Below are 21,486 nucleotides of genomic sequence, written 5' to 3' on the forward strand. Positions count from 1 at the left end.
ACATCAACGAATCTCTGATCGTCGAACTTTACTCGCGTTAATCCTGGTTGAAGTTTTCAACCTAACGCACCCCACGCTGCCCGCTCGCGCAGCGTGGTCCAGACACCCAGCCTTACCGGTGTAACGAACCGGGGGTATTGAAGGAAATCTGAATGCAAACAAATTTGCTGAAACCAAAAAATATTCACGTCGAGCAATTGGGTCACAACCGCGCCAAGGTTACCTTGGAGCCGTTTGAGCGTGGCTATGGCCACACCCTGGGTAACGCCTTGCGTCGCGTTTTGTTGTCTTCCATGGTTGGCTATGCCGTGACAGAAGTCACCATCGCTGGCGTCGTGCACGAGTACTCATCTATTGATGGTGTGCAAGAAGACGTGGTCAACATTTTGTTGAACCTCAAAGGTGTTGTGTTCAAAATGCACAACCGTGACGAAGTCACGTTGAGCTTGCGCAAAGACGGCGAAGGCGCTGTGACTGCTGCAGACATTCAAGTGCCTCACGATGTTGAAATCATCAACCCTGAGCACGTGATTGCTAATCTGTCGCAAGGCGGCAAGATCGACATCCAACTCAAAGTTGAAACAGGCCGTGGCTATGTGCCAGGCACTGTGCGTCGTTACGGCGAAGAGCCAAGCAAGTCCATCGGTCGTATCGTGTTGGATGCAGCTTTCTCTCCAGTCAGCCGCGTCAGCTACAGCGTTGAAAACGCTCGTGTTGAACAACGTACCGACCTCGACCGCTTGGTCATGGAAATTGAAACCAACGGTGCCATCACGGCTGAAGACGCTGTGCGCGCGTCATCCAAGATTTTGGTTGAGCAACTGGCTGTGTTCGCACAGTTGGAAGGCGACGCCATCAACGGCATCATGGAAGCAGCAGCGCCACGCGGCGGCCAACAGTTCGATCCGATCTTGTTGCGCCCAGTGGACGAGCTCGAGTTGACTGTTCGTTCAGCCAATTGCTTGAAAGCAGAAAACATCTATTACATCGGTGACCTGATCCAGCGCACTGAAAATGAGTTACTCAAGACCCCTAACTTGGGTCGTAAGTCACTCAACGAAATCAAAGAAGTGCTCGCTTCACGCGGCTTGACTTTGGGCATGAAACTCGAAAGCTGGCCACCTGCCGGTTTAGAGCGTCGTTAATTAAAAAATCACTGACTTAACCGTCCCCTGGCCGTACCTGATACGGCGGCCGGCAAAATATCAAAGGAAATCAAAATGCGTCACGGACACGGACTTCGCAAACTTAACCGCACAACATCACACCGCTTGGCGATGTTGCGCAACATGATGAACTCGCTCATTGAGCATGAAGCCATCAAAACCACATTGCCAAAAGCCAAAGAACTGCGTCGCGTCATTGAGCCGATGATTACTTTGGCTAAAGAGCCTACCGTTGCGAACCGCCGCTTGGCATTTGATCGCTTGCGCGATCGTGACAGCGTCGTGAAGTTGTTCAACGAATTGGGCCCACGTTTCAAGACGCGTCCAGGTGGTTACACCCGCATCTTGAAAATGGGTTTCCGCGTGGGCGACAACGCGCCGATGGCTTATGTTGAATTGGTAGACCGCGCAGAAGTTTCTGAGGCTTCTTCTACTGAAACAGCGGCTTAATAGGTTATACTAATACTCTTGACGCGCGATGGAGCAGCCTGGTAGCTCGTTGGGCTCATAACCCAAAGGTCGTAGGTTCAAATCCTACTCGCGCAACCACTTTAAAACGCCCACTGAATTTATTCAGTGGGCGTTTTTCTTGGGAGATTCACACATGGAAATCAGTCGCGTCGAGGCATTGTCACAACGCATTGTGCAAACCTATGCCTGGGGTGATGCTGTCTGGCATGTTTGGCGTGCCAACAACATCATCAATGACAGCACACAAGCGGGGCCTAAAGCCGTGGCAAATGTTGTGAATACCCGCACATCAACAAAATCACTTGTGTTGCTGCACGGCGGCTCTGGTAGCTGGACGCACTGGCTTCGTAATGTGGAACACTTCGCCCAAACACGTGAAGTCTGGGCGCTCGACATTCCCGGTTTTGGTGACTCAGATTTGCCGGTTGGCTTGACGGACGCAGATGGCTTGGTGCCTTACATCGCAGAAATTTTCACGCACAGCTTCAAGGGTAAGACTGTCGATGTGTTGGGTTTCTCATTTGGCGGTATGACCGCAGGCTTGGTGGCTGCGCAGTACCCACAGATCATTCGTCAACTGATCTTGATCGGTGCGCCAGGCTTGGGATTATTTGGCAAAGAATTACCCATGCGTGGCATGACACCCAACATGCACCTTGCAGCGCAACGTAATGTGCATAAACATAATTTAAACACCATGATGTTTGCGCACCCCGAGAGCGTGACAGAAGAGGTCATTGATTTACAACTAGCCAATGTGTCTCGTGACCGTTTACGACGCAGGCGTATTGCCCGCACTGATGTCTTGGCACAAGCACAAACGCGTTGGACATGCACAGTGCACGGTGTGTGGGGTGCGTTGGATGCCCTTTACCAAGACACCTTGCAGCAGGTGCCAGAAACACTGACGAGCATGGCCACATTCACAGTGGTGCCAGATGCTGGGCACTGGGTGATGTATGAGAGGCCTGACGCATTTCACGAGGCCGTTGATCCGTTGCTGCGACCCTAAGATAAAGGCAAACTTGACCATGCGCCGCAAGAGCGCACAATCAAAACATGCTGTACAAATTCAAATCAAAAGCCACGGGCGACCTCATCATGTTGGAGCCCCAAGGCAAACACATCCTCAAACTCATAGGCAAAGAAGCCGGCCCCAAGGGCATCATCTTGCCCAATGAGATGTTGGCTGCTATTGATGCACTGAACACAGCGGCACAGCGTGAAGAGCTGGCGATCAAAGCGGCCAAAGACACCGCAAAAGAAGCGACATGCCCCGAGGGGCAAGGAGATACAGCAAGCCCCGTTGCAGAGGGCGCGCGCACCATCACCCTCAAGCAACGTGTAGTGCCTTTCATCGACATGTTGCGCCGCGCACACGCTGAAGACAAAGAGGTTGTTTGGGGTGTTTGACAACGCGCCCAAGCACCATGCCTACGACGCACTCACACCCGATGTGGTGCTTGATGCCTTGTCTGATCTGGGGCTTGCCGTCGACGGACGAATGACAGCCTTGAGCTCGTATGAAAACCGTGTGTACCAAGTCATGCTGGATGACAACAGCTCGGTGGTGACTAAGTTCTACAGGCCTGAGCGTTGGACAGATGCCCAAATATTGGAAGAGCACAGCTTTGCCGCAGAGTTGATGGCGCAAGAGGTGCCATTGGTAGGGCCTCTCAGCTTGCATGGCAACACCTTGCACCACACGCATGACTTTGCGTTCAGCGTGAGCCCAAGACGCGGTGGCCGTCTGCCTGAGTTAGACGATGCCGAGGTGTTGGAGTGGATCGGCCGCTTCATTGCCCGCATTCACAACGTGGGCGCCAAGCAAAACTTTGTATCACGGCCTGCGCTGAACGTCAGCACATTTGGGATCGAGTCACGCGACTGGTTAATCGAGAGCCGTACCATTCCAATGGACCAGCAAACTGAATGGCTAACTGTGTGTAACCAAGCAATAAACATCGCCACGCATAAGTTTGCCGAACATCCAGCACACAACATACGTCTGCATGGCGACTGCCACCCCGGCAACATCTTGTGGACACCCACTGACTTAGCCAACGGCGGCCCGCACTTTGTGGACTTAGATGACGCTCGCATGGGCCCAGCCATTCAAGACCTGTGGATGCTGCTCAGTGGAGATCGTGCGCAGCGTACGCAACAGTTGTCAATGCTGCTGGATGGGTACGAACAAATGCGCGAGCTCAACCGCAGCGAGCTGTATTTAATCGAGCCCCTGCGCACCTTGCGCTTGGTTCACTACAGCGCGTGGCTGGCCAGGCGCAAAGACGACCCAGCGTTTGTGCAGCATTTCTCTTGGTTTGGCAGCAGTGACTATTGGGCTGGGCAAACGCACATGTTGGTAGAACAGTGCGAAGCCATGCAAGAAGACCCACTCTACGTTTAGCAGCCCAACAAGTCGGCCAAGGCGTGGATGTCACGTGCATGCACATCGTTCCCTGCTTGAGGCGACACATCTTTGGGTTCCAAGGCGCCAAACTCCAAAGGCCGTTCGATGTATGCCGTGCGCAAACCACATCCCCGAGCGCCCACTAGGTCATCGTGATGTGCTGCACACAGCATGACTTGATGAGGTTGCAGATCAAACACCCGAGCCACACCCAAATACGCCGCTGGGTCAGGTTTGTAAGCTCGAAAAACCTCAGCCGACAGCACGCAGTCCCAAGGCAGACCAGCACGTTTGGCCATGTTGGTGAGTAGTCCTAAGTTGCCATTGGACAAGCTGCAGATAGTGAACATCTTTTTGAGGCGAAGCAGGCCTGCCACGCTGTCGGGCCAGGCATCTAAACGGTGCCATACACGGTTGAGGTGCACACGTTCAGCCTCGCTCAAGTAAGACAAGCCAAACATTGGCAACAAGCCTTCAAGAATCAAGCGGTGCAGCTCATCAATGCGCGTCCAGCCAAGTTCACCAGAGCGCACCCTCGCCATGGCAGGCTGATAGCCAGCTCGCCAAGCCAAAGCAAAAGCGTTGGCGTCCACAGCAGGGTAGAGCGCTTGCACTTCGCGCACGATGCTGCCGTGCCAATCAACGACGGTGCCGAAAATGTCAAAGGCCAGCACTTGCGTGCTGGCCTTGATCTCGTCAAGCGAGGCGGAGGTGAGGGTGTCCATGTGTGTCATGGACCCGTTTTTACACCAAGAGCGCGTTCACCCGTTTCACATAGGCGGCAGGGTCTTCAGGCAAGCCGCCTTCAGCCAACAAAGCTTGGTCAAACAAGATGTGGGCCAAGTCGTTGAAATGCGGGTTGGCATCGGCACTCAGTTTCTTCACCAAGGGATGGTCAGCGTTCACCTCGAGCACAGGCTTCATGTCGGGCGCTTGCTGGCCAGCCTGTTTGAGCATGCGGGCCAGTTGCATGGACATGCCGTGGTCTTTCACCACCAAGCAGGCGGGCGAGTCCACCAAACGCGTGGTCACGCGCACGTCCTCAGCTTTGTCTTTGAGCGCTTCTTTGAGCTTGGCCAGCACAGGCTTGAACGTCTCTGCCGACTCCTCAGCAGCCTTCTTCTCGGCTTCGTCTTGCAATGAGCCCAAGTCCACCGCGCCTTTGGCAACAGACTGCAGTGGCGTACCGTCAAACTCTTGCACAAAGTTCAAGGCCCACTCGTCCACACGGTCGGTCATCAGCAACACCTCGATGCCCTTCTTGCGGAACACTTCGAGCTGTGGGCTGTTCTTGGCTGCAGCCAATGTGTCAGCGGTGATGTAGTAGATGGCTTCTTGGCCTTCTTTCATGCGCGCCTTGTAGTCGGCAAATGACACGCTCACGCTGTCAGTGCTCGTGCTAGCAAAGCGCAGCAGCTTGGCGAGCTTGTCTTTGTTGGCAAAGTCTTCGCCCAAGCCTTCTTTCAGAACCGCGCCAAACTCGGCGTAAAACTGGCTGTACTTGCCTTGCTTGGCTTTGTCTTCATCACTGAGAACGTCAGTCACGCCATCGGCGCCAACGGCAGGGGCTATGTCGTATTTGGCCAAGTCTTCCAATACGGCCAACACACGGCGTGTGTTGCCTTCACGAATGGCTTTGACGTCGCGGCTCTCTTGCAGCAACTCACGGCTCACGTTCAATGGCAAATCGGCCGAGTCCACCACGCCTTTGATGAAGCGCAGGTAAGAGGGCATCAGCGCCTCGGCGTCGTCCATGATGAACACGCGTTTGACATACAACTTCAAACCCGCTTTCTTCTCGCGGTTGAACAAGTCCATCGGCGCTTTACCGGGGATGTATAACAACTGCGTGTACTCGGTGCTGCCTTCCACGCGGTTGTGACTCCAAGCCAAAGGTGGCTCAAAGTCGTGGCTGATGTGTTTGTAAAACTCGGTGTGCTGCTCGTCAGTCACGTCTTTCTTAGGACGTGCCCACAGCGCGTTGGCTTGGTTGATGGTTTCCCATTCGTCGGTCAGCACCATTTCGCCTGGCTGGTCGTTCTCTCCCTCTTTCCATTCTTCTTTGCGCATGCGGATGGGCAAAGAAATGTGGTCGGAGTATTTGTTGATGACCGACTTGAGCTTCCATGCGCTCAGGTATTCCTCAGCATCGTCACGCAGGTGCAAGATGATGTGCGTGCCGCGCTCGGCTTGCGTGATGGTTTCCACCTCAAAATCACCTGTGCCCGTGCTGCTCCAGCGCACACCCTCGCTGGCCTTCAAGCCAGCGCGGCGTGACTCAACCGTGATGCGGTCCGCCACGATGTAGCCCGAGTAAAAGCCCACGCCAAACTGGCCAATCAAGGCGCCTTGATCTTTTGCATCGGTTTTCTGGTCGCCACTGAGCTTGCCCATGAATTCGCGCGTGCCGCTCTTAGCAATCGTGCCCAAGTGGGCAATGGCTTCTTCTTGGCTCATGCCAATGCCGTTGTCGGCAATGGTGAGGGTGCGTGCTTCTTTGTCAAAGCTCACGCGCACTTCGAGGTCGGCGTTGCCTTCAAACAGTGCATCGTTGTTCAGGCCTTCGAAGCGCAGCTTGTCGCAAGCATCAGACGCGTTAGACACCAGCTCGCGCAAGAAGATTTCTTTGTTGGAATACAGCGAATGCGTGACAAGGTGCAAGAGCTGCGAGACTTCGGCTTGGAAGGAGTGGGTTTGTTTGGTCATGGTCTTAAAAACAAAATTACAAAAAACAACGCCCCAAGCTGTGGGGCATTGGCCTAAATTTCAAGAGGGAGAAAACGCAGCAAATTTGGGCAACTTAAAAGCGCTCGTTCGCACCTAGGTAGCGCCATTGCCCCGCAGGCAGCTGACCCAGTTGGACATGTCCAATGCGGATGCGCTTAAGACCCACGACCTGAAGGCCGACTTGTTCGCACATGCGACGAATTTGGCGCTTTTTGCCTTCGGTCAGAACAAAGCGAAGTTGCTCTGGGTTTTGCCATTCCACCTGTGCGCGTTTGAGGGGCTTGCCGTCTAAGCTCAAGCCGTGGCGTAAGCGTTCGAGTTGGTCCTTCGGAAACACCGCTTGCACGTTGTTGGTCACTCGGTCGTGGTCACCGATGGTGCTGAGTTGGTTGGCTCTGCCGCCATAGGTGGCAGATGCGGCGTTGGCTGCGGCGGTATTTTCTTGGCCGGTGTAAGTCACGCGCACCAAATATTCCTTTTCCATCTCCGAGTCTTCGCCAATCAATTGGCGGGCGACACGGCCGTCTTGCGTCATCACCAACAAGCCTGTGGAGTCGATGTCGAGTCGTCCCGAAGGGGCGAGGCTGCGCAACTGTGGGGGCGTGAACCGTCGTTTGGACGAATCGCCCGCCCAATGCGTGCGAGGGTTGATCAACATGATCGCGGGTTCATGCCCATCTTCGGCTTGACCACTCACATAGCCCATGGGCTTGTGCAGCAAGATGGTCACTTGTGTGTCTTGGTGGCCTTTGGCGCGTGGGTCAACCTCAACACGGTCGTTGGGGCCAACCTTCACGCCCATTTCTGCAGGGCGGCCGTTGACCAACACCCAGCCTTGATCTATCCACGCATCGGCCTCGCGGCGTGAGCACAGACCGAGTTCGGCCATGCGTTTGTTGAGGCGTGTGAGTTCGGTGGGGGTGTCTGACATAGGGGGTAAATTCTAAGTGCCGCTGGCACGCAACGCAGCAAGGTCCAGCACGCGCATGCCGCCGTATTCAATGCGAATCGCACCTTGCTCTTCCAGTCGGTTCAGCGCCACGTTCACACGCTGGCGAGACAAGCCCACCAGGTATGCCAACTCTTGCTGTGTGATGCGCAGCATCTCACCCACCCCGGGGTAAAGCGTGGGGTTGAAGAGGGTGGCCAAGTTGCGCGCCACGCGCACGTCGGGGTCGGTGGAGCGGTCAATCTCACGCGCCTCAATGAACTGCGCCAAGCGCTCGTTGAGTTGGTTCATCACAAAGCGGTTAAAGCCAATCGAGTTGTCGAGCAACCAATGAAACGTGTTGATGGGCAGACCCGCCACCACGCTGCGACGCAAGGCCATGATGTTGTAGCGGTAGCTCTCATGTTTGAGCACCGTGCCTTCGCCAAACCAGCCGCCAGGCGGCACGCCTGTGAAGGTGATGGTGCGCCCGCTGGCGCTGTCTGTGCTCATTTTCAGCAGTCCCTCGACCACCCCAAACCAATAGGTGGCTTTGCGTCCTACGCGACACACATAGTCGCCAGGCATGGGGTCGCTCACGACCAGTTGAGACGCGATGCGTTTGCGCTCGCCATCTTTGAGCAAGCCAAACCACGGAATGAGTTTGAGCTCTTCGTCGGTGAGTGCGCGGCGACGTTGGTAAACGCTTGGTTCTAAAGCCATGGTGAGTGTTCAAGTGAAAAGTCAGACTCGGGTAAGTCCCGCTAGGTGTCTTCCCTAAATTGTCGTCGAAACGACAACTTAGCGTCAAACCCAGGCCTACGATCGCGCCAACATCAAAAGCGCGCCACCTGCGCGCCACGATTTTTTGTCGACACACAAAGCAAGGATTAGGAATGCAGACCACGTTCCCACGACTGTTACTCAAGCATGCCAGCGAGCGCCCCGCAGCGCCCGCCATGCGCGAGAAGGAATACGGCATTTGGCAAACCACCACGTGGGCAGACATGGCCAACTTGGTAGAGCACATGGCGTGCGGCTTGCACCAAGCTGGCCTCACACGCGGCGAGCATTTGGTGGTCATCGGCTCCAACCGTCCCCGCCTTTACGCCACCATGTTGGCCGCGCAATCTTTGGGTGCCATCCCTATTCCTTTGTACCAAGATGCGGCGGGCCCTGAGTGCGTTTTCCCACTCAACAACGCCGAAGTGCGCTTCTGTGTGGTCGAAGACCAAGAGCAAGTCGACAAGCTGCTTGAGATTCGCGCGCAATGCCCACAAATCGCTCATATCTTTTTTGATGACCCGCGCGGCTTGCGTAAATACGATGAGCCAGGCTTGGCTTCGCTTGAAGAGTTGCTCGCCGCTGGCGAGGTGTTTGCCAAGCAACACCCTGACTTTTACAAAGACGAAGTTGAAAAAGCGCACACCGATGACGTGGGCGCCATGTTCTTTACTTCCGGCACCACAGGCAACCCCAAAGGCGTGGTGCACACACACAACTCTCTCATCAACCGTGCCGAAGCTGGCGCCTTGTTTGACAAGCTCAGCTCGCACGAAGACGTGTTGGCTTATTTGCCGCCTGCTTGGATTGGCCAAAACATTTTCAGCTACGCCCAGTGGTTGTATTGCGGCTACGTGGTGAACTGCCCCGAGTCTGCTGCCACCGTCACCATCGACTTGAAAGAAATCGGACCCACTTACTACTTCGCGCCACCCCGCGTGTTTGAAGGTTTGCTCACCAGCGTGATGATTCGCATGGAGGACGCCAGCGCGCCCAAGCGCGGTATGTTCAATTACTTCATGGACGTGGCCCGAAAATATGGCCCCACCAAAATGGATGGCAAGTCCATTGGTTTGCTGGGTGGATTGCTCTATGCATTGGGTAACTTCTTTGTGTACGGCCCGCTGCGCAATAACTTGGGGCTCAGCCGCGTGCGCGTGGCCTACACCGCAGGTGAAGCGATTGGCCCAGACTTGTTTAGCTTTTACCGCGCCATTGGCGTGAACTTGAAGCAACTCTACGGCTCGACCGAAACTGCCGTGTTCGTCTGCTTGCAGCCTGACCACGAAGCACATGCCGACACCGTAGGCGTGCCTTGTGCGGGCGTGGAAATCAAAGTGGCTGACAACGGCGAGATCTTGGTCAAGTCGCCCGGCTTGCTCAAGGGCTATTACAAGAACGATGCAGCCACAGCTGAGGTGTTGACCGCCGATGGTTGGTACCACACCAGCGATGCGGGCTTCTTGGATGCGCACGGCCATTTGAAGATCATCGACCGCGTCAAAGACGTGGGCCGCATCAAAGGCGGCGTCAACGACGGTGCCATGTTTGCTCCGAAGTACGTCGAGAACAAACTGAAGTTCTTTCCGCACATCAAAGAGGTGGTGGCCTATGGCGATCAACGCGAAAAAGTGTGCGTGATGATCAACATCGACATGGACGCGGTGGGTAACTGGGCTGAGCGCCGCAACTTGCCTTACGCTGGCTACACCGACTTGGCGCAAAAGCCAGAGGTGTATCAGTTGATCAAAGAGTGCGTCGAGAAGGTCAACGCCGATTTGGCCGCAGACGAACTGTTGGCTGGTAGCCAAGTGAGCCGCTTCCTCGTGTTGCACAAAGAACTCGATGCTGACGACGGCGAACTCACCCGTACCAACAAGGTGCGCCGCGGCTTCATTGCCGAAAAGTACGACGCCTTGGTGGGCGCCCTGTACAACGGCGCGACCGAGCAATTCATTGAAACCTTGGTGAAGTTTGAAGACGGTCGCACCGGCAGCGTGAGCGCCACGCTCAAGCTGTCCGACGCCAAAACATTCGCGCCTGTGGGGAAAGCAGCATGAGTAAGAAAATCGGCGACGTCATCCTTGACGTCAAAAACATCAGCCTGCGCTTCGGTGGCGTGAAAGCCTTGACCGATATTTCGTTCAACGTCAAAGAGCACGAAGTGCGCGCCATCATTGGCCCCAATGGCGCGGGCAAAAGCTCGATGCTCAACTGCATCAACGGCGTGTACGCACCGCAAGAAGGTTCCATCACTTTCCGTGGACAAACTTTCGGGCACATGGACAGCCATCAAGTGGCCACCATGGGCATTGCGCGCACCTTTCAAAACTTGGCCTTGTTCAAAGGCATGAGCGTGCTCGACAACATCATGACTGGCCGTAACCTGCGCATGAAGAGCAACCTCCTCATGCAAGCCTTGCGTATTGGCCCTGCTGAAAAAGAAGAAATGATGCACCGCGAAAAGGTGGAACGCATCATCGACTTTTTGGAAATTCAAGCCTTTCGCAAAACGCCAGTGGGCCAACTGCCCTATGGTTTGCAAAAGCGCGTTGACTTGGGCCGTGCGCTGGCGCTTGAGCCACAGGTGTTGTTGCTCGACGAGCCTATGGCCGGCATGAACGTCGAAGAAAAGCAAGACATGTGTCGCTTCATCTTGGATGTGAACGACGAGTTCGGCACCACCATCGTGTTGATCGAACATGACATGGGTGTGGTGATGGATATTTCTGATCGCGTGGTTGTGCTCGACTACGGCAAAAAGATCGGCGACGGCACCCCCGATGAGGTGCGTAACAACGAGGAAGTCATCAGCGCTTACCTCGGCACGTCGCACTGAACGAACTCGCACGAACAAGGATTTAAAGATGGCATTCTTTTTAGAAACACTGCTCGGTGGTTTGATGGCGGGTATGTTGTATTCACTGGTAGCTTTGGGCTTTGTGCTCATTTTCAAAGCCTCAGGTGTCTTCAACTTTGCGCAAGGCGCGATGGTGCTGTTTGGCGCGCTGTCGATGGCTCGTTTTTCAGAGTGGATTCCCCAGTGGACAGGTGTGGACAGCTTGCTGATGGCCAATGTGTTGGCTTTTGCCATGGCAGCGGTGGTGATGTTTGTCGTGGCCTGGGCTGTGGAGTACTTGGTGTTGCGCCACTTGGTCAACCAAGAAGGCGCGACCTTGCTGATGGCCACGCTCGGTATTGCTTACTTCCTTGAAGGTCTGGGGCAGACTTTGTTTGGCAGCAGCATTTACAAAATTGACATCGGCATGCCCAAAGACCCCGTCTTTATTTTGGAAGGCATGTTTCAAGGCGGCGTCTTGGTGAACAAAGAAGACTTTTATGCCGCACTCATCGCAGCTGCGCTGGTGGGCTTGTTGACGGTGTTCTTCCAAAAGACAGCCACGGGTCGCGCCTTGCGTGCGGTGGCGGATGACCACCAAGCGGCCCAGTCGATTGGCATTCCGCTCAACCGCATCTGGATGATTGTGTGGTGTGTGGCCGGCGTGGTTGCTTTAGTGGCCGGCATGATTTGGGGCAGCAAGTTGGGCGTGCAGTTTTCTCTGGCCACCGTCGCTTTGCGTGCGCTGCCTGTGGTGATTTTGGGTGGGCTTACCTCTGTTCCTGGCGCCATCATCGGCGGCTTAATCATTGGCGTGGGTGAGAAATTGTCCGAGGTGTATCTGGGCGGCTTTGTGGGTGGCGGCATCGAGATTTGGTTTGCCTATGTGCTGGCGTTGGGCTTTTTGCTGATTCGTCCGCAAGGTTTGTTTGGCGAAAAAATTATTGATCGCGTATGAAATACGCACTCAATAATTTTTCAGCGCAGACTAACTTAGCAAAGCTAAGTTAAGCGAAGCGTGTCGAAGCTAAAAGATCATTAAAGGTTAGTTATGTTCTACAGAGAAAACGGTCAATTCAAAACCACTTACCGTGCCGACCAGCAAATTCTGCCGATCCGGCAAGACCGCATCGTCATGGCGCTGCTGCTGGTGTTCGCCATTGCGGTGGTGCCCTTGTTGGCTTCCGATTACTTCTTTCGCGCCATCCTGATCCCGTTCTTGATCATGTCTTTGGCTGCGCTGGGCGTGAATATTTTGGTGGGTTACTGCGGTCAAATTTCTTTGGGCTCTGGCGCTTTCATGGCGGTCGGGGCTTACGGGGCCTACAACTTCTTTGTGCGCATTCCTGGTCTGCCTTTGATTCCCGCGCTCATCTTGGGGGGCTTGTGTGCCACGCTGTTTGGCATCTTGTTCGGCCTGCCCAGTTTGCGTGTCAAGGGACTGTATTTGGCGGTGGCCACACTGGCCGCACAGTTCTTCAGTGACTGGATGTTTTTGCGCATCAAGTGGCTGACCAATGATTCACCTTCGGGCTCCGTGTCTGTGTCTGAGTTGCAAGTGTTTGGTCTGCCGATTGACAGCGCCTTGAGCAAATATTGGTTGTGCCTCGGTGTGTTGATGGTCATTGCCTTGCTTGCCAAAAACTTGGTCCGCAGTGCCGTCGGTCGTGAGTGGATGGCGATTCGGGACATGGACGTCGCCGCCGCGGTGATTGGTATTCGCCCGATGTACGCCAAGCTGAGCGCGTTCGCTGTGAGTTCGTTCATCGTGGGCGTGGCGGGTGCGCTGTGGGCCTTTGTTTACTTGGGCGCGTGGGAGCCAGCTGCGTTTTCAGTGGACATCTCATTTCGCTTGCTTTTCATGGTGATCATCGGTGGCTTAGGTTCCATCTTGGGTGGCTTCTTGGGGGCGGCTTTCATTACCTTGTTGCCGATTGCCTTGAGCCAAATTTTGCCGGTCTTGGCGGGTCTCATGGGCTTTGAGATTTCCACAGCGGGTGTGTCGCACGCTGAGCTAATGATCTTTGGTGGGTTGATTGTGTGGTTCCTCATCGTTGAACCGCATGGCCTCGCTAAGTTGTGGGCGATTGCCAAACAAAAATTGCGTATTTGGCCTTTCCCCCATTAACGCGGTTGAGCGTTTCTGTTTTTGTGTGAGTGTTGATTTTTCAAGGAGACAAGTATGAAGATACGTGATTTGATTTTGGCCGTGGCCGCTTTGGCAACTGCTGCGACTTCACTGGTTGCTACCCCAGTTCAGGCTCAGGCGAAAGAGCAGTTTTTCCCACTGCTGTCCTACCGCACAGGCCCCTATGCGCCCAACGGTATTCCGTGGGCCAACGGCAAACAGGATTACCTCAAGCTCATCAATGCCCGCGATGGCGGCATCAACGGCGTGAAGATCACGTTTGAAGAGTGCGAAACAGGCTACGCCACCGACCGTGGTGTGGAGTGCTACGAGCGTATGAAAGGTCGTCCGGGCGTGAGCGTGTTTGATCCACAAGCCACGGGCATCACGTTTGCGTTGACAGAAAAAGTAGCGGCGGACAAAGTGCCTTTGATCACCTTGGGCTATGGCCTGTCGATCGCACAAGACGGCATGGCCTTCAAGTGGAACTTCCCGTTGATGGGCAGCTACTGGACCGGCGCTGACATCTTGGTGCAGCATTTGGGTAAAAAAGAAGGCGGCTTGGATAAGCTCAAGGGCAAGAAAATCGCCTTGGTTTATCACGACTCACCGTTCGGTAAAGAGCCTATTCCTGTCTTGCAAGAGCGCGCCAGGATGCATGGTTTTGAATTGCAACTCATCCCTGTCACGGCGCCTGGCGTCGAGCAGAAGTCAGCTTGGTTGCAAGTGCGTCAAAGCCGTCCTGACTACGTGATGTTGTGGGGCTGGGGCGTGATGAACTCGACAGCTTTGAAAGAAGCCCAAGCCACAGGCTACCCTCGCGACAAGATGTATGGCGTGTGGTGGGCGGGTGCCGAACCTGACGTCAAAGACGTGGGCGAAGGCGCCAAAGGCTACAACGCCTTGGCTTTGAACACATCGGGCACGCAGCCCAAAGTCATCCAAGACATCTTGAAGCATGTGCATGGCAAGAACCAAGGTTCTGGTCCCAAAGACGAAGTGGGTCAAGTGCTCTACACACGTGGTGTGATCATTTCAATGCTCAGCGTCGAAGCTGTGCGCCGTGCGCAAGAGCGCTTTGGCAAAGGCAAAGTCATGACTGGCGAGCAAGTGCGTTGGGGCATGGAAAACTTGGCGCTTGACCAAAAGCGTTTAGACGCTATGGGCTTCACCGGCATCATGCAACCGCTGTCGACATCATGTGCTGACCACATGGGCTCGAGCTCTGCGCGCGTTCAGACGTGGGACGGTAGCAAGTGGAGCTTCTCGTCTGACTTCATTCAAGCCGACGAGCAAATCTTGAAGCCCATGATCAAGGCCGGTGCTGACAAGTACCTGGCTGACAAGAAGATGACCCGTCGCACAGCTGCGGATTGCCAATCTTGATCAACCCTTTGAGGTGATTGTGTTTGATGGTTCACGCTGAGGCGTGAGCCATCAACTGAAAGACCGGTCTGATTGACGCGTCTTTCAGTTGATTCACAAAGGTTATCCATGAACGCTTCAAACATCATTCTCAACGTCAATGGCATTGAAGTCATTTACAACCACGTCATCTTGGTGCTCAAGGGCGTGTCGCTCAATGTGCCTGAAGGCAGCATCGTGTCTTTGCTAGGCGGTAATGGCGCTGGCAAAACCACGACCTTGCGCGCGATTTCCAACCTATTGCAAGGCGAGCGTGGCGCGGTCACCAAGGGCAGCATCGAGTTGCGTGGCGAGCGCATCGAAAACCTCACGCCCGCAGACTTGGTCAAGCGCGGCGTGGTGCAAGTGATGGAGGGTCGTCACTGTTTTGCCCACTTGACCATTGAAGAAAATTTGTTGACTGGCAGCTACACGCGCTCCAGCAAAAGCGAGATCGAAGCCAACTTGGAGAAGGTCTACAACTACTTCCCACGTTTGAAAACACGCCGCACATCGCAAGCCGCCTACACCTCGGGTGGCGAGCAGCAAATGTGCGCGATTGGCCGCGCCCTCATGGCCAACCCCAACATGGTGTTACTCGACGAGCCGTCGATGGGCTTGGCGCCACAAATCGTGGAAGAGGTGTTCAACATCGTCAAAGACTTGAACGAAAAAGAAAAAGTCACTTTCCTCATTGCTGAGCAAAACACCAACATGGCTTTGAAGTACGCCGACTACGGCTACATCATGGAGTCGGGCCGCATCGTGATGGATGGCGCAGCTGCTGATTTGGCCAACAACGAAGACGTGAAAGAGTTTTACCTCGGCATGGGTGGTGGCGAGCGCAAGAGCTTCAAAGACGCCAAGAGCTACAAGCGCCGCAAGCGTTGGTTGGCGTAAGAGGAGCCGCCATGTCCAACCATTACGACGCACTCGAAATCCGCAATGCAGCCGAGCGCGAAGCTGCGCTCATGTCTGCTTTGCCTGCGCAAATTGCGCACGCACAAAAACATTCACCTGCATTCACCAAGTCATTGGCTGGTGTAAACGCTGCCAGCATCACGAGCCGCGAAGCGCTGGCCAAACTGCCCGTGATCCGCAAATACGAGTTGTTGGCGCAGCAGCAAGAACAACGCGCCACCAATGTGTTTGGCGGCTTCGCCGCCATTGGTTTTGGCAAAGCCATGCCACGCGTGTTTGCCAGCCCCGGCACCATTTATGAGCCCGAAGGCGCGCGCGCAGACTACTGGCGCATGGCTCGAGCCATTTACGCCGCAGGCTTTCGCTCGAATGAGTTGATTCACAACTGCTTCAGCTACCACTTCACGCCTGCGGGCTCGATGATGGAAACTGGCGCGCACGCCCTTGGCTGCACTGTGTTTGCGGGCGGCACAGGCCAGACCGAGCAGCAAGTGGGCGCCATGGCTGAGTTAAAGCCTGCGGGCTACATCGGCACACCCAGCTTTTTGAAAATCATTGTTGAAAAAGCTGCCGAGATGGGCGTCAAGTTGCCCACCGTAACCAAGGCTCTGGTGTCGGGCGAAGCGTTTCCACCCAGTTTGCGCGATTGGTTGGCCGAGCGCGGCATTGCGGGTTATCAGTGCTATGCCACAGCTGATCTCGGCTTGATTGCGTACGAGACCGAAGCCCGGGAAGGCTTGGTACTCGACGAAGGTGTGATCGTTGAAATCGTGCGGCCAGGCACGGGCGATCCTGTGCCTGAAGGCGAAGTGGGTGAATTGGTCGTGACGTCGCTCAACTCCGATTACCCCTTGATCCGTTTTGGTACCGGCGATTTGTCTGCTGTACTGCCTGGCCATTGCCCCACAGGTCGCACCAATGTGCGTATCAAAGGGTGGATGGGCCGTGCCGATCAAACCACCAAAGTGCGCGGTATGTTTGTGCATCCGGGCCAAGTCGCCGAGGTGGTCAAACGCTTTCCCGAAATCAAACGTGCGCGTTTGGTGGTCACGGGCGAAATGGCCAACGACCAAATGAGCCTCAAAGTTGAAGCGCAAGATGCGGATGGGTTGGTTCAAAAAATTAGCGACGCCGTGCGCGACATCACCAAGCTACGCGCTGAAGTGACGATGGTGGCCGAAGGTAGTTTGCCCAACGACGGCAAGGTCATTGAAGACGCGCGGACTTACCAGTGAATACGGTATGGGCGCTTTCTTTGATGAACACCAAGGAAAGCCCTTACGTGAAAACCGAAATGGCGAAACTGTCAATAGTGCTTTAGTATGGGGAATTATTAAGAGGAGTCACCCATGAAACAACTGTTCACTTTAAGTTTGCTGGCCGTCGCCGCATTGACCGGCGCCCATGCTGCCGATTTCCCTGTCAAAGATAAGCCGGTCACCATCGTGGTGCCGTTCACGGCAGGTGGTCCAACCGACCGCGTGGCACGTGACTTGGCTGAAGCCATGCGCAAGCCTTTGGGTGCCAACGTGGTGGTTGAAAACGTGGCAGGTGCTGGTGGCACGATTGGCGCCAACAAAGTTGCCAAAGCCCCTCAAGACGGCCACACCGTGTTGTTGCACCACATTGGCATGGCCACATCGCCTGCTTTGTATCGCAAGATGCCTTACAACACCACCGATGATTTTGAATACTTGGGCATGGTCAACGAAGTCCCCATGACTTTGATCGGCCGTCCCACATTGCCTGCCAACAACTACAAAGAGTTGGCTGTTTGGATTGAACAAAACAAAGGCAAGGTCAACTTGGGTAACGCTGGTTTGGGCGCTGCCTCTCACCTCTGCGGTTTGTTGTTCCAAAGCGCGATCAAAACCGACATGACCACAGTGCCCTACAAAGGCACAGCACCTGCCATGAACGACTTGATGGGTGGTCAGATTGATTTGTTGTGCGACCAAAGCACCAACACCACCAGCCAAATCGAAGGCAAAACCGTCAAGGCGTTTGCTGTGACCACTGCCAAGCGTTTGACCACACCGGCTTTGAAGCACTTGCCTACGATGCAAGAGTCTGGCATCAAAGGTTTTGAAGTCACCATTTGGCATGGTTTGTATGCCCCTAAAGGTACGCCTGCTGATGTGACAGCCAAGATCAACGCAGCCTTGAAAACTGCTTTGAAAGACCCAGAGTTCATCAAGAAGCAAGAAGCTTTGGGCGCGGTCATCGTCACCGACAAGCGCACCGATGCTGCTGACCACAAGAAATTTGTGTCCTCAGAAATCGCCAAGTGGGGCCCGATCATTCAGGCTGCTGGCGTATACGCAGACTAAGCCAAATACTTCGTTTGGTTGAAAAAAAAGCCACCTTCGGGTGGCTTTTTTAATGGGGTAAACACGGACGAATTTCGAAGCAGAGGTGACAGTTGTAACCTCGTGTGAATGGCAACATGAATCTGTCAAACATCAAGGATCCACCATGACACTGCACCGCCGTCGATTCACGCAAGCATCTTTGTTTACCGCCATGTTGTTGATCGGCGGTGCGACCCATGCACAGCAGGCGTGGCCCAGCAAACCCGTGCGCATTGTGGTGCCGTTTGCACCAGGGGGCACCACCGATATTTTGGCCCGTGCGATTGCGCCAGAGTTGACGCGCGCATTCGGTCAAACCTTCTTTGTAGAAAACAAAGCCGGCGCTGGTGGCAACTTAGGTGCTGATATCGTGGCGAAGTCGTCCAACGATGGCTACACGCTGCTGATGGGGACTGTGGGAACGCATGGCATCAATCGCGCGCTGTATAGCAAGTTGCCGTTTGACCCGATCAAAGACTTTGCACCTATCACTGTGGTGGCGGGTGTGCCCAATGTCATGGTGCTCAACGCCGACATGGCCAAAGCTCGCAACATCAATTCTGTGATGGATTTCATTGCATATGCCAAAGCCAATCCAGGCAAGCTCAACATGGCATCCAGCGGCAACGGCACGTCCATTCATCTGGCGGGTGATCTGTTCAAAAGCATGAGCGGTACCTACATGGTTCACTTCCCCTACAAGGGCTCTGGCCCCGCCATCCTTGACTTGTTGGGCGGCTCTATGGATGTGATGTTTGATAACCTGCCCTCTGCCATTCCACACATCAAGTCTGGCAAGCTCAAAGCGTTGGCAGTCAGCAGCGCCCAGCGCTCAGAAGCCATGCCCGATTTGCCTACGATTGAAGAGGCCGGCGGCCCTACGCTGAAAGGCTATGAGGCGAGTTCATGGTTCGGCTTGTTAGCGCCTGCAGGTACGCCAGCAGACGTCGTGCGTCGCATCCAACAAGAGACAGCCAAGGCCATGGGTACGCCTGTCGTGAAGGAGAAGCTCTTGGCACAAGGCGCCATCCCCGGCGGCAACACCCCTGAAGACTTTGCCAAGTTCATTGATGTCGAACACAAGAAGTGGGCGCAGGTGGTGAAGGTGTCTGGCGCCAAGGTCGACTGACGCGATGGATCAGCCCATCAGGTGCTCAAACGGCAGCGCCTGCTTCACCAAAATCACCGTGCAAGGTGCTTCCATCGCCACCTTGATGGGCACGGTGGCCACAAAGCGTTGCATCTGCAAACCATGCGTGGCCGCGCCCATGACGATCATGCTCACGTTATTGCCCTCGGCGTAGCGCACGATGGCGTTGGCCACATCGCTGGCCTCCAGTACGTGAAAGGAGGTTTGGTGTTGTTCCAAGTCCAGTGGCTGTGCCCATTGGTGCAGCATGGTGAGGTATTGGCGGTGCACCGAGGTTTCGCTTTTGATGCTTTCCGTGGCGCTGGTTTGGTTGGGTGATATCACCGTGACCACCGCCAAGCGCGCGCCGGGACGAATGCCCAGCGAGCGCGCCACCGCTTGACGCAGCGAGTACAGCGTGGCGTCGCTCACGTCCAGGTGCGGCACGGCCACCATCAAAATCGGCACTTCGTCAATTTGCTGCGACGGCAACGGGCTGGGCTGGTAGTGCATGCCAGCCGCTTTGAGCCAGCGTTTGACGTGTGTGAAAAACGGTGTGCTTTGCAGTTGCTTGCCACGTTTGGTCACCTTCACCTGTTCGGGGTGTTCAAGGTCAAACGCCAAATGCGCCGCCGATGGGTAACGCTTGGCAGCCTCGGGCTCTAGGCAGCGCAGCACCACTTCTTGCAACCATTCGGGCAAGTCGTCGCGCAAGCGGCGAGGCGGTGTTGGGTCCATCCACAAACGCTGTCGCATGCCGCCTTGGGTTTGTGGGTTGCCAAAAGGCAGCTCTCCCGTGGCCAGCTCGTACAACATCACGCCGATGGCAAAGATGTCGCTGCGGGGGTCGCCACGCACGCCCACCACTTGCTCGGGGGCAATCCACGCGGGCGAGCCCACGGCTTTGCGCAGCTCTTCAGCCAGCAGGTCGGGGTAGTGCGCGTGGCAGGACAAGCCAAAGTCCAACAGCACCGCATGGCCGTCGGGGTGCATCAACACATTGGCAGGTTTGATATCAAGGTGGCAGGTGTTTTGTTGGTGCAGGCTGTGCGCGGCACGGGCGATGGCGGCGCCCATGCGTGAGATGTCGGCCACGCTGGTCTGCGTGCGTTCGTGTGTGTGCGCATCCAGCACTTGTTGCAAGGTTTGGCCTCGTACATGCTCCATCACCAAATAGGGCAAGCTGATCAAATCACCGGCCGCCACAAAGCGGGGGACATGCGTGCCGTGCAGCACTTGCAAAATTTGGTGTTCGACTTCGAATCCCACGATGTTTTCGGCACCATCGCTAGCAGTCATGCGCGGCACCTTCATCACCATGTCAAATGGGGCGGGGCGTGCGTCTGTATAGGTCACTTCGTAAATGTGCGCCATGCCACCGGCGTGCAAACAAGCGCCAATGCGAAAGCCGTCTAGCTCAGTGCCTGCAGTTAAGCGTTTCATTTGCCGGTCTCCAAGCGTTGGGCAAAGTATTCTGGCAAGCCGGCTTCGCGCACGGCACGAGCGGCAGCGCGGTGGTCGTAGGCCACGCGGTGAAAGGTCAGTTTGCAAGCCGAGCTATCAAACACCGCATACATCGCGCGTGGGTTGCCATCGCGCGGCTGGCCCACCGAGCCAATGGTGGCAATCCACTGCCGATGTTTGGGCGTGGGAATCGGCACGCCCGATGTGGGCTTGAAAGCCATCAGCTGACGGCCTGTGCCTCGGTAGTACAGCGACTGGTGGTGCACATGGCCACCAAACACGTAACGCACATCGGGGTGGGTGCACGCGGCGTCTAGGCTTAAGCTTGCCGTGCGTTCGTCGTTCACATAACGCCAAAGATCGGGCGCATCGGCGCTGGCATGCACCAGCAGCATGTGTTCGACCTGTGCGGTGAGCGGCAAAATTTCAAGCCAAAAGCGTTGTGCGGGCGACAGCTGGTCATGTGTCCATTGCGCCGTTTGGCTGCCCAATGAGGGGTTGGGGCTGGCTGTGTTTATGTTGTGGGTTTGAATCAGTTCTTCGTGGTTGCCCCGCAGTACGATCGCGCCGTCTTTTTGAAGCGCTTGGCAACGTGCCACCACGTCAGCGGGAAAGGCGCCGTAGCTCACCACATCACCCAAGATGGCAATACGATCCACGCCTTGGGTTTGCGCATGCGCCAAGCACGCGTCGAGCGCATGCAAGTTGCTGTGTATGTCGGAGAGCAGGGCGTACTTCATGGCGATGCGTGTGATGCAGCGG

General features: G+C 55.4%; 20 protein-coding genes and 1 tRNA gene. 15 read left to right on the plus strand and 6 right to left on the minus strand.

The genetic code is table 11. From position 1 onward, the window contains the following. Positions 1-152: 152 nt before the first annotated feature. From RMR24_RS05485 to RMR24_RS05510, 6 genes are all read left to right on the plus strand, one after another. Positions 153-1,145 carry a DNA-directed RNA polymerase subunit alpha gene (locus tag RMR24_RS05485; protein ID WP_310614079.1) on the plus strand — a complete coding sequence of 331 codons (993 nt, stop codon included), beginning with the start codon at positions 153-155 and terminating at the stop codon, positions 1,143-1,145. Between the two features lie 75 nt (positions 1,146-1,220). After that, the gene (gene rplQ / locus RMR24_RS05490; RefSeq protein ID WP_108360234.1) at positions 1,221-1,616 is read left to right on the plus strand and encodes a 50S ribosomal protein L17; all 396 of its coding nucleotides are present in this window, start codon (positions 1,221-1,223) and stop codon (positions 1,614-1,616) included. Between the two features lie 22 nt (positions 1,617-1,638). Further along, positions 1,639-1,715, plus strand: a tRNA-Met gene (locus tag RMR24_RS05495). Positions 1,716-1,770: 55 nt separating this feature from the next. Then, positions 1,771-2,649 (plus strand): alpha/beta hydrolase, encoded by an 879-nt coding sequence (locus RMR24_RS05500; RefSeq protein WP_310614080.1) that lies wholly within the window; start codon positions 1,771-1,773, stop codon positions 2,647-2,649. A 47-nt stretch (positions 2,650-2,696) separates the two neighbouring features. Then, positions 2,697-3,050: a DUF1840 domain-containing protein gene (locus tag RMR24_RS05505; protein WP_310614081.1), complete on the plus strand. Its 354-nt coding sequence runs from the start codon at positions 2,697-2,699 to the stop codon at positions 3,048-3,050. Then, positions 3,034-4,047: a serine/threonine protein kinase gene (locus tag RMR24_RS05510; protein WP_405023311.1), complete on the plus strand. Its 1,014-nt coding sequence runs from the start codon at positions 3,034-3,036 to the stop codon at positions 4,045-4,047. The genes RMR24_RS05505 and RMR24_RS05510 overlap by 17 nt, the downstream gene beginning before the upstream one ends. On the opposite strand, the gene RMR24_RS05515 is transcribed toward RMR24_RS05510, so the two are convergent. From RMR24_RS05515 to RMR24_RS05530, 4 genes are all read right to left on the minus strand, one after another. Next, positions 4,044-4,775, minus strand: a complete 732-nt coding sequence (locus tag RMR24_RS05515; RefSeq protein WP_310614083.1) for a haloacid dehalogenase type II — start codon at positions 4,773-4,775, stop codon at positions 4,044-4,046. The genes RMR24_RS05510 and RMR24_RS05515 overlap by 4 nt on opposite strands. 19 nt (positions 4,776-4,794) lie before the next feature. Beyond that, a complete protein-coding gene (htpG, locus tag RMR24_RS05520; protein WP_310614084.1) occupies positions 4,795-6,756 on the minus strand; it encodes a molecular chaperone HtpG in 1,962 nt (653 codons plus the stop codon). 94 nt (positions 6,757-6,850) lie between these two features. Then, positions 6,851-7,708, minus strand: coding sequence for a pseudouridine synthase (locus tag RMR24_RS05525; RefSeq protein ID WP_310614085.1), 858 nt, complete (start codon positions 7,706-7,708; stop codon positions 6,851-6,853). Positions 7,709-7,720: 12 nt separating this feature from the next. Further along, complete coding sequence (locus tag RMR24_RS05530) at positions 7,721-8,428, minus strand: Crp/Fnr family transcriptional regulator (protein WP_310614086.1); 708 nt, start codon at positions 8,426-8,428, stop codon at positions 7,721-7,723. Between the two features lie 173 nt (positions 8,429-8,601). On the opposite strand from RMR24_RS05530, the gene RMR24_RS05535 reads away from it, so the two are divergent. From RMR24_RS05535 to RMR24_RS05575, 9 genes are all read left to right on the plus strand, one after another. Then, positions 8,602-10,548, plus strand: coding sequence for an AMP-binding protein (locus tag RMR24_RS05535; protein WP_310614087.1), 1,947 nt, complete (start codon positions 8,602-8,604; stop codon positions 10,546-10,548). Continuing rightward, the gene (locus RMR24_RS05540; RefSeq protein ID WP_310614088.1) at positions 10,545-11,327 is read left to right on the plus strand and encodes an ABC transporter ATP-binding protein; all 783 of its coding nucleotides are present in this window, start codon (positions 10,545-10,547) and stop codon (positions 11,325-11,327) included. The genes RMR24_RS05535 and RMR24_RS05540 overlap by 4 nt, the downstream gene beginning before the upstream one ends. Before the next feature lie 28 nt (positions 11,328-11,355). Beyond that, positions 11,356-12,285 carry a branched-chain amino acid ABC transporter permease gene (locus tag RMR24_RS05545; protein WP_310614089.1) on the plus strand — a complete coding sequence of 310 codons (930 nt, stop codon included), beginning with the start codon at positions 11,356-11,358 and terminating at the stop codon, positions 12,283-12,285. 93 nt (positions 12,286-12,378) lie between these two features. Further along, positions 12,379-13,455, plus strand: a complete 1,077-nt coding sequence (locus RMR24_RS05550) for a branched-chain amino acid ABC transporter permease (protein WP_310614090.1) — start codon at positions 12,379-12,381, stop codon at positions 13,453-13,455. Between the two features lie 54 nt (positions 13,456-13,509). Beyond that, entirely contained in the window at positions 13,510-14,841 is a 1,332-nt protein-coding gene (locus tag RMR24_RS05555) for an ABC transporter substrate-binding protein (RefSeq protein WP_310614091.1), read from the plus strand. A gap of 108 nt (positions 14,842-14,949) precedes the next feature. Further along, positions 14,950-15,759, plus strand: a complete 810-nt coding sequence (locus RMR24_RS05560) for an ABC transporter ATP-binding protein (RefSeq protein WP_310614092.1) — start codon at positions 14,950-14,952, stop codon at positions 15,757-15,759. An 11-nt stretch (positions 15,760-15,770) separates the two neighbouring features. Beyond that, on the plus strand, positions 15,771-17,015 hold the full coding sequence (locus RMR24_RS05565; protein WP_310614093.1) for an AMP-binding protein: 1,245 nt from the start codon (positions 15,771-15,773) through the stop codon (positions 17,013-17,015). 114 nt (positions 17,016-17,129) lie between these two features. After that, positions 17,130-18,110 carry a tripartite tricarboxylate transporter substrate-binding protein gene (locus tag RMR24_RS05570; protein ID WP_310614094.1) on the plus strand — a complete coding sequence of 327 codons (981 nt, stop codon included), beginning with the start codon at positions 17,130-17,132 and terminating at the stop codon, positions 18,108-18,110. A 193-nt stretch (positions 18,111-18,303) separates the two neighbouring features. Continuing rightward, on the plus strand, positions 18,304-19,260 hold the full coding sequence (locus tag RMR24_RS05575; RefSeq protein WP_310614110.1) for a tripartite tricarboxylate transporter substrate binding protein: 957 nt from the start codon (positions 18,304-18,306) through the stop codon (positions 19,258-19,260). Between the two features lie 9 nt (positions 19,261-19,269). On the opposite strand, the gene RMR24_RS05580 is transcribed toward RMR24_RS05575, so the two are convergent. Together RMR24_RS05580 and RMR24_RS05585 are read right to left on the minus strand one after the other, a co-directional pair. Beyond that, the gene (locus RMR24_RS05580; protein WP_310614095.1) at positions 19,270-20,703 is read right to left on the minus strand and encodes a bifunctional serine/threonine-protein kinase/universal stress protein; all 1,434 of its coding nucleotides are present in this window, start codon (positions 20,701-20,703) and stop codon (positions 19,270-19,272) included. Beyond that, positions 20,700-21,464: a metallophosphoesterase family protein gene (locus RMR24_RS05585; protein WP_310614096.1), complete on the minus strand. Its 765-nt coding sequence runs from the start codon at positions 21,462-21,464 to the stop codon at positions 20,700-20,702. Before RMR24_RS05585 ends, RMR24_RS05580 begins: the two co-directional genes overlap by 4 nt. Between the last annotated feature and the right edge of the window lie 22 nt (positions 21,465-21,486).

It is taken from the genome of Limnohabitans sp., from assembly GCF_031539105.1.
In the GTDB taxonomy this organism is placed as follows: domain Bacteria; phylum Pseudomonadota; class Gammaproteobacteria; order Burkholderiales; family Burkholderiaceae_C; genus Limnohabitans.

Excerpts from the sequence above, each read along its gene's own strand:
- RMR24_RS05550 (WP_310614090.1), top strand. The coding sequence starts at position 12,379 with ATGTTCTACAGAGAAAACGGTCAATTCAAAACCACTTACCGTGCCGAC.
- RMR24_RS05515 (WP_310614083.1), bottom strand. The coding sequence starts at position 4,775 with ATGGACACCCTCACCTCCGCCTCGCTTGACGAGATCAAGGCCAGCACG.
- RMR24_RS05525 (WP_310614085.1), bottom strand. The coding sequence starts at position 7,708 with ATGTCAGACACCCCCACCGAACTCACACGCCTCAACAAACGCATGGCC.
- rplQ (WP_108360234.1), top strand. The coding sequence starts at position 1,221 with ATGCGTCACGGACACGGACTTCGCAAACTTAACCGCACAACATCACAC.
- RMR24_RS05530 (WP_310614086.1), bottom strand. The coding sequence starts at position 8,428 with ATGGCTTTAGAACCAAGCGTTTACCAACGTCGCCGCGCACTCACCGAC.
- RMR24_RS05500 (WP_310614080.1), top strand. The coding sequence starts at position 1,771 with ATGGAAATCAGTCGCGTCGAGGCATTGTCACAACGCATTGTGCAAACC.
- RMR24_RS05545 (WP_310614089.1), top strand. The coding sequence starts at position 11,356 with ATGGCATTCTTTTTAGAAACACTGCTCGGTGGTTTGATGGCGGGTATG.
- RMR24_RS05485 (WP_310614079.1), top strand. The coding sequence starts at position 153 with ATGCAAACAAATTTGCTGAAACCAAAAAATATTCACGTCGAGCAATTG.
- RMR24_RS05585 (WP_310614096.1), bottom strand. The coding sequence starts at position 21,464 with ATGAAGTACGCCCTGCTCTCCGACATACACAGCAACTTGCATGCGCTC.
- RMR24_RS05540 (WP_310614088.1), top strand. The coding sequence starts at position 10,545 with ATGAGTAAGAAAATCGGCGACGTCATCCTTGACGTCAAAAACATCAGC.
- RMR24_RS05535 (WP_310614087.1), top strand. The coding sequence starts at position 8,602 with ATGCAGACCACGTTCCCACGACTGTTACTCAAGCATGCCAGCGAGCGC.
- RMR24_RS05555 (WP_310614091.1), top strand. The coding sequence starts at position 13,510 with ATGAAGATACGTGATTTGATTTTGGCCGTGGCCGCTTTGGCAACTGCT.
- RMR24_RS05505 (WP_310614081.1), top strand. The coding sequence starts at position 2,697 with ATGCTGTACAAATTCAAATCAAAAGCCACGGGCGACCTCATCATGTTG.
- RMR24_RS05565 (WP_310614093.1), top strand. The coding sequence starts at position 15,771 with ATGTCCAACCATTACGACGCACTCGAAATCCGCAATGCAGCCGAGCGC.
- RMR24_RS05570 (WP_310614094.1), top strand. The coding sequence starts at position 17,130 with ATGAAACAACTGTTCACTTTAAGTTTGCTGGCCGTCGCCGCATTGACC.
- htpG (WP_310614084.1), bottom strand. The coding sequence starts at position 6,756 with ATGACCAAACAAACCCACTCCTTCCAAGCCGAAGTCTCGCAGCTCTTG.
- RMR24_RS05575 (WP_310614110.1), top strand. The coding sequence starts at position 18,304 with ATGTTGTTGATCGGCGGTGCGACCCATGCACAGCAGGCGTGGCCCAGC.
- RMR24_RS05560 (WP_310614092.1), top strand. The coding sequence starts at position 14,950 with ATGAACGCTTCAAACATCATTCTCAACGTCAATGGCATTGAAGTCATT.
- RMR24_RS05580 (WP_310614095.1), bottom strand. The coding sequence starts at position 20,703 with ATGAAACGCTTAACTGCAGGCACTGAGCTAGACGGCTTTCGCATTGGC.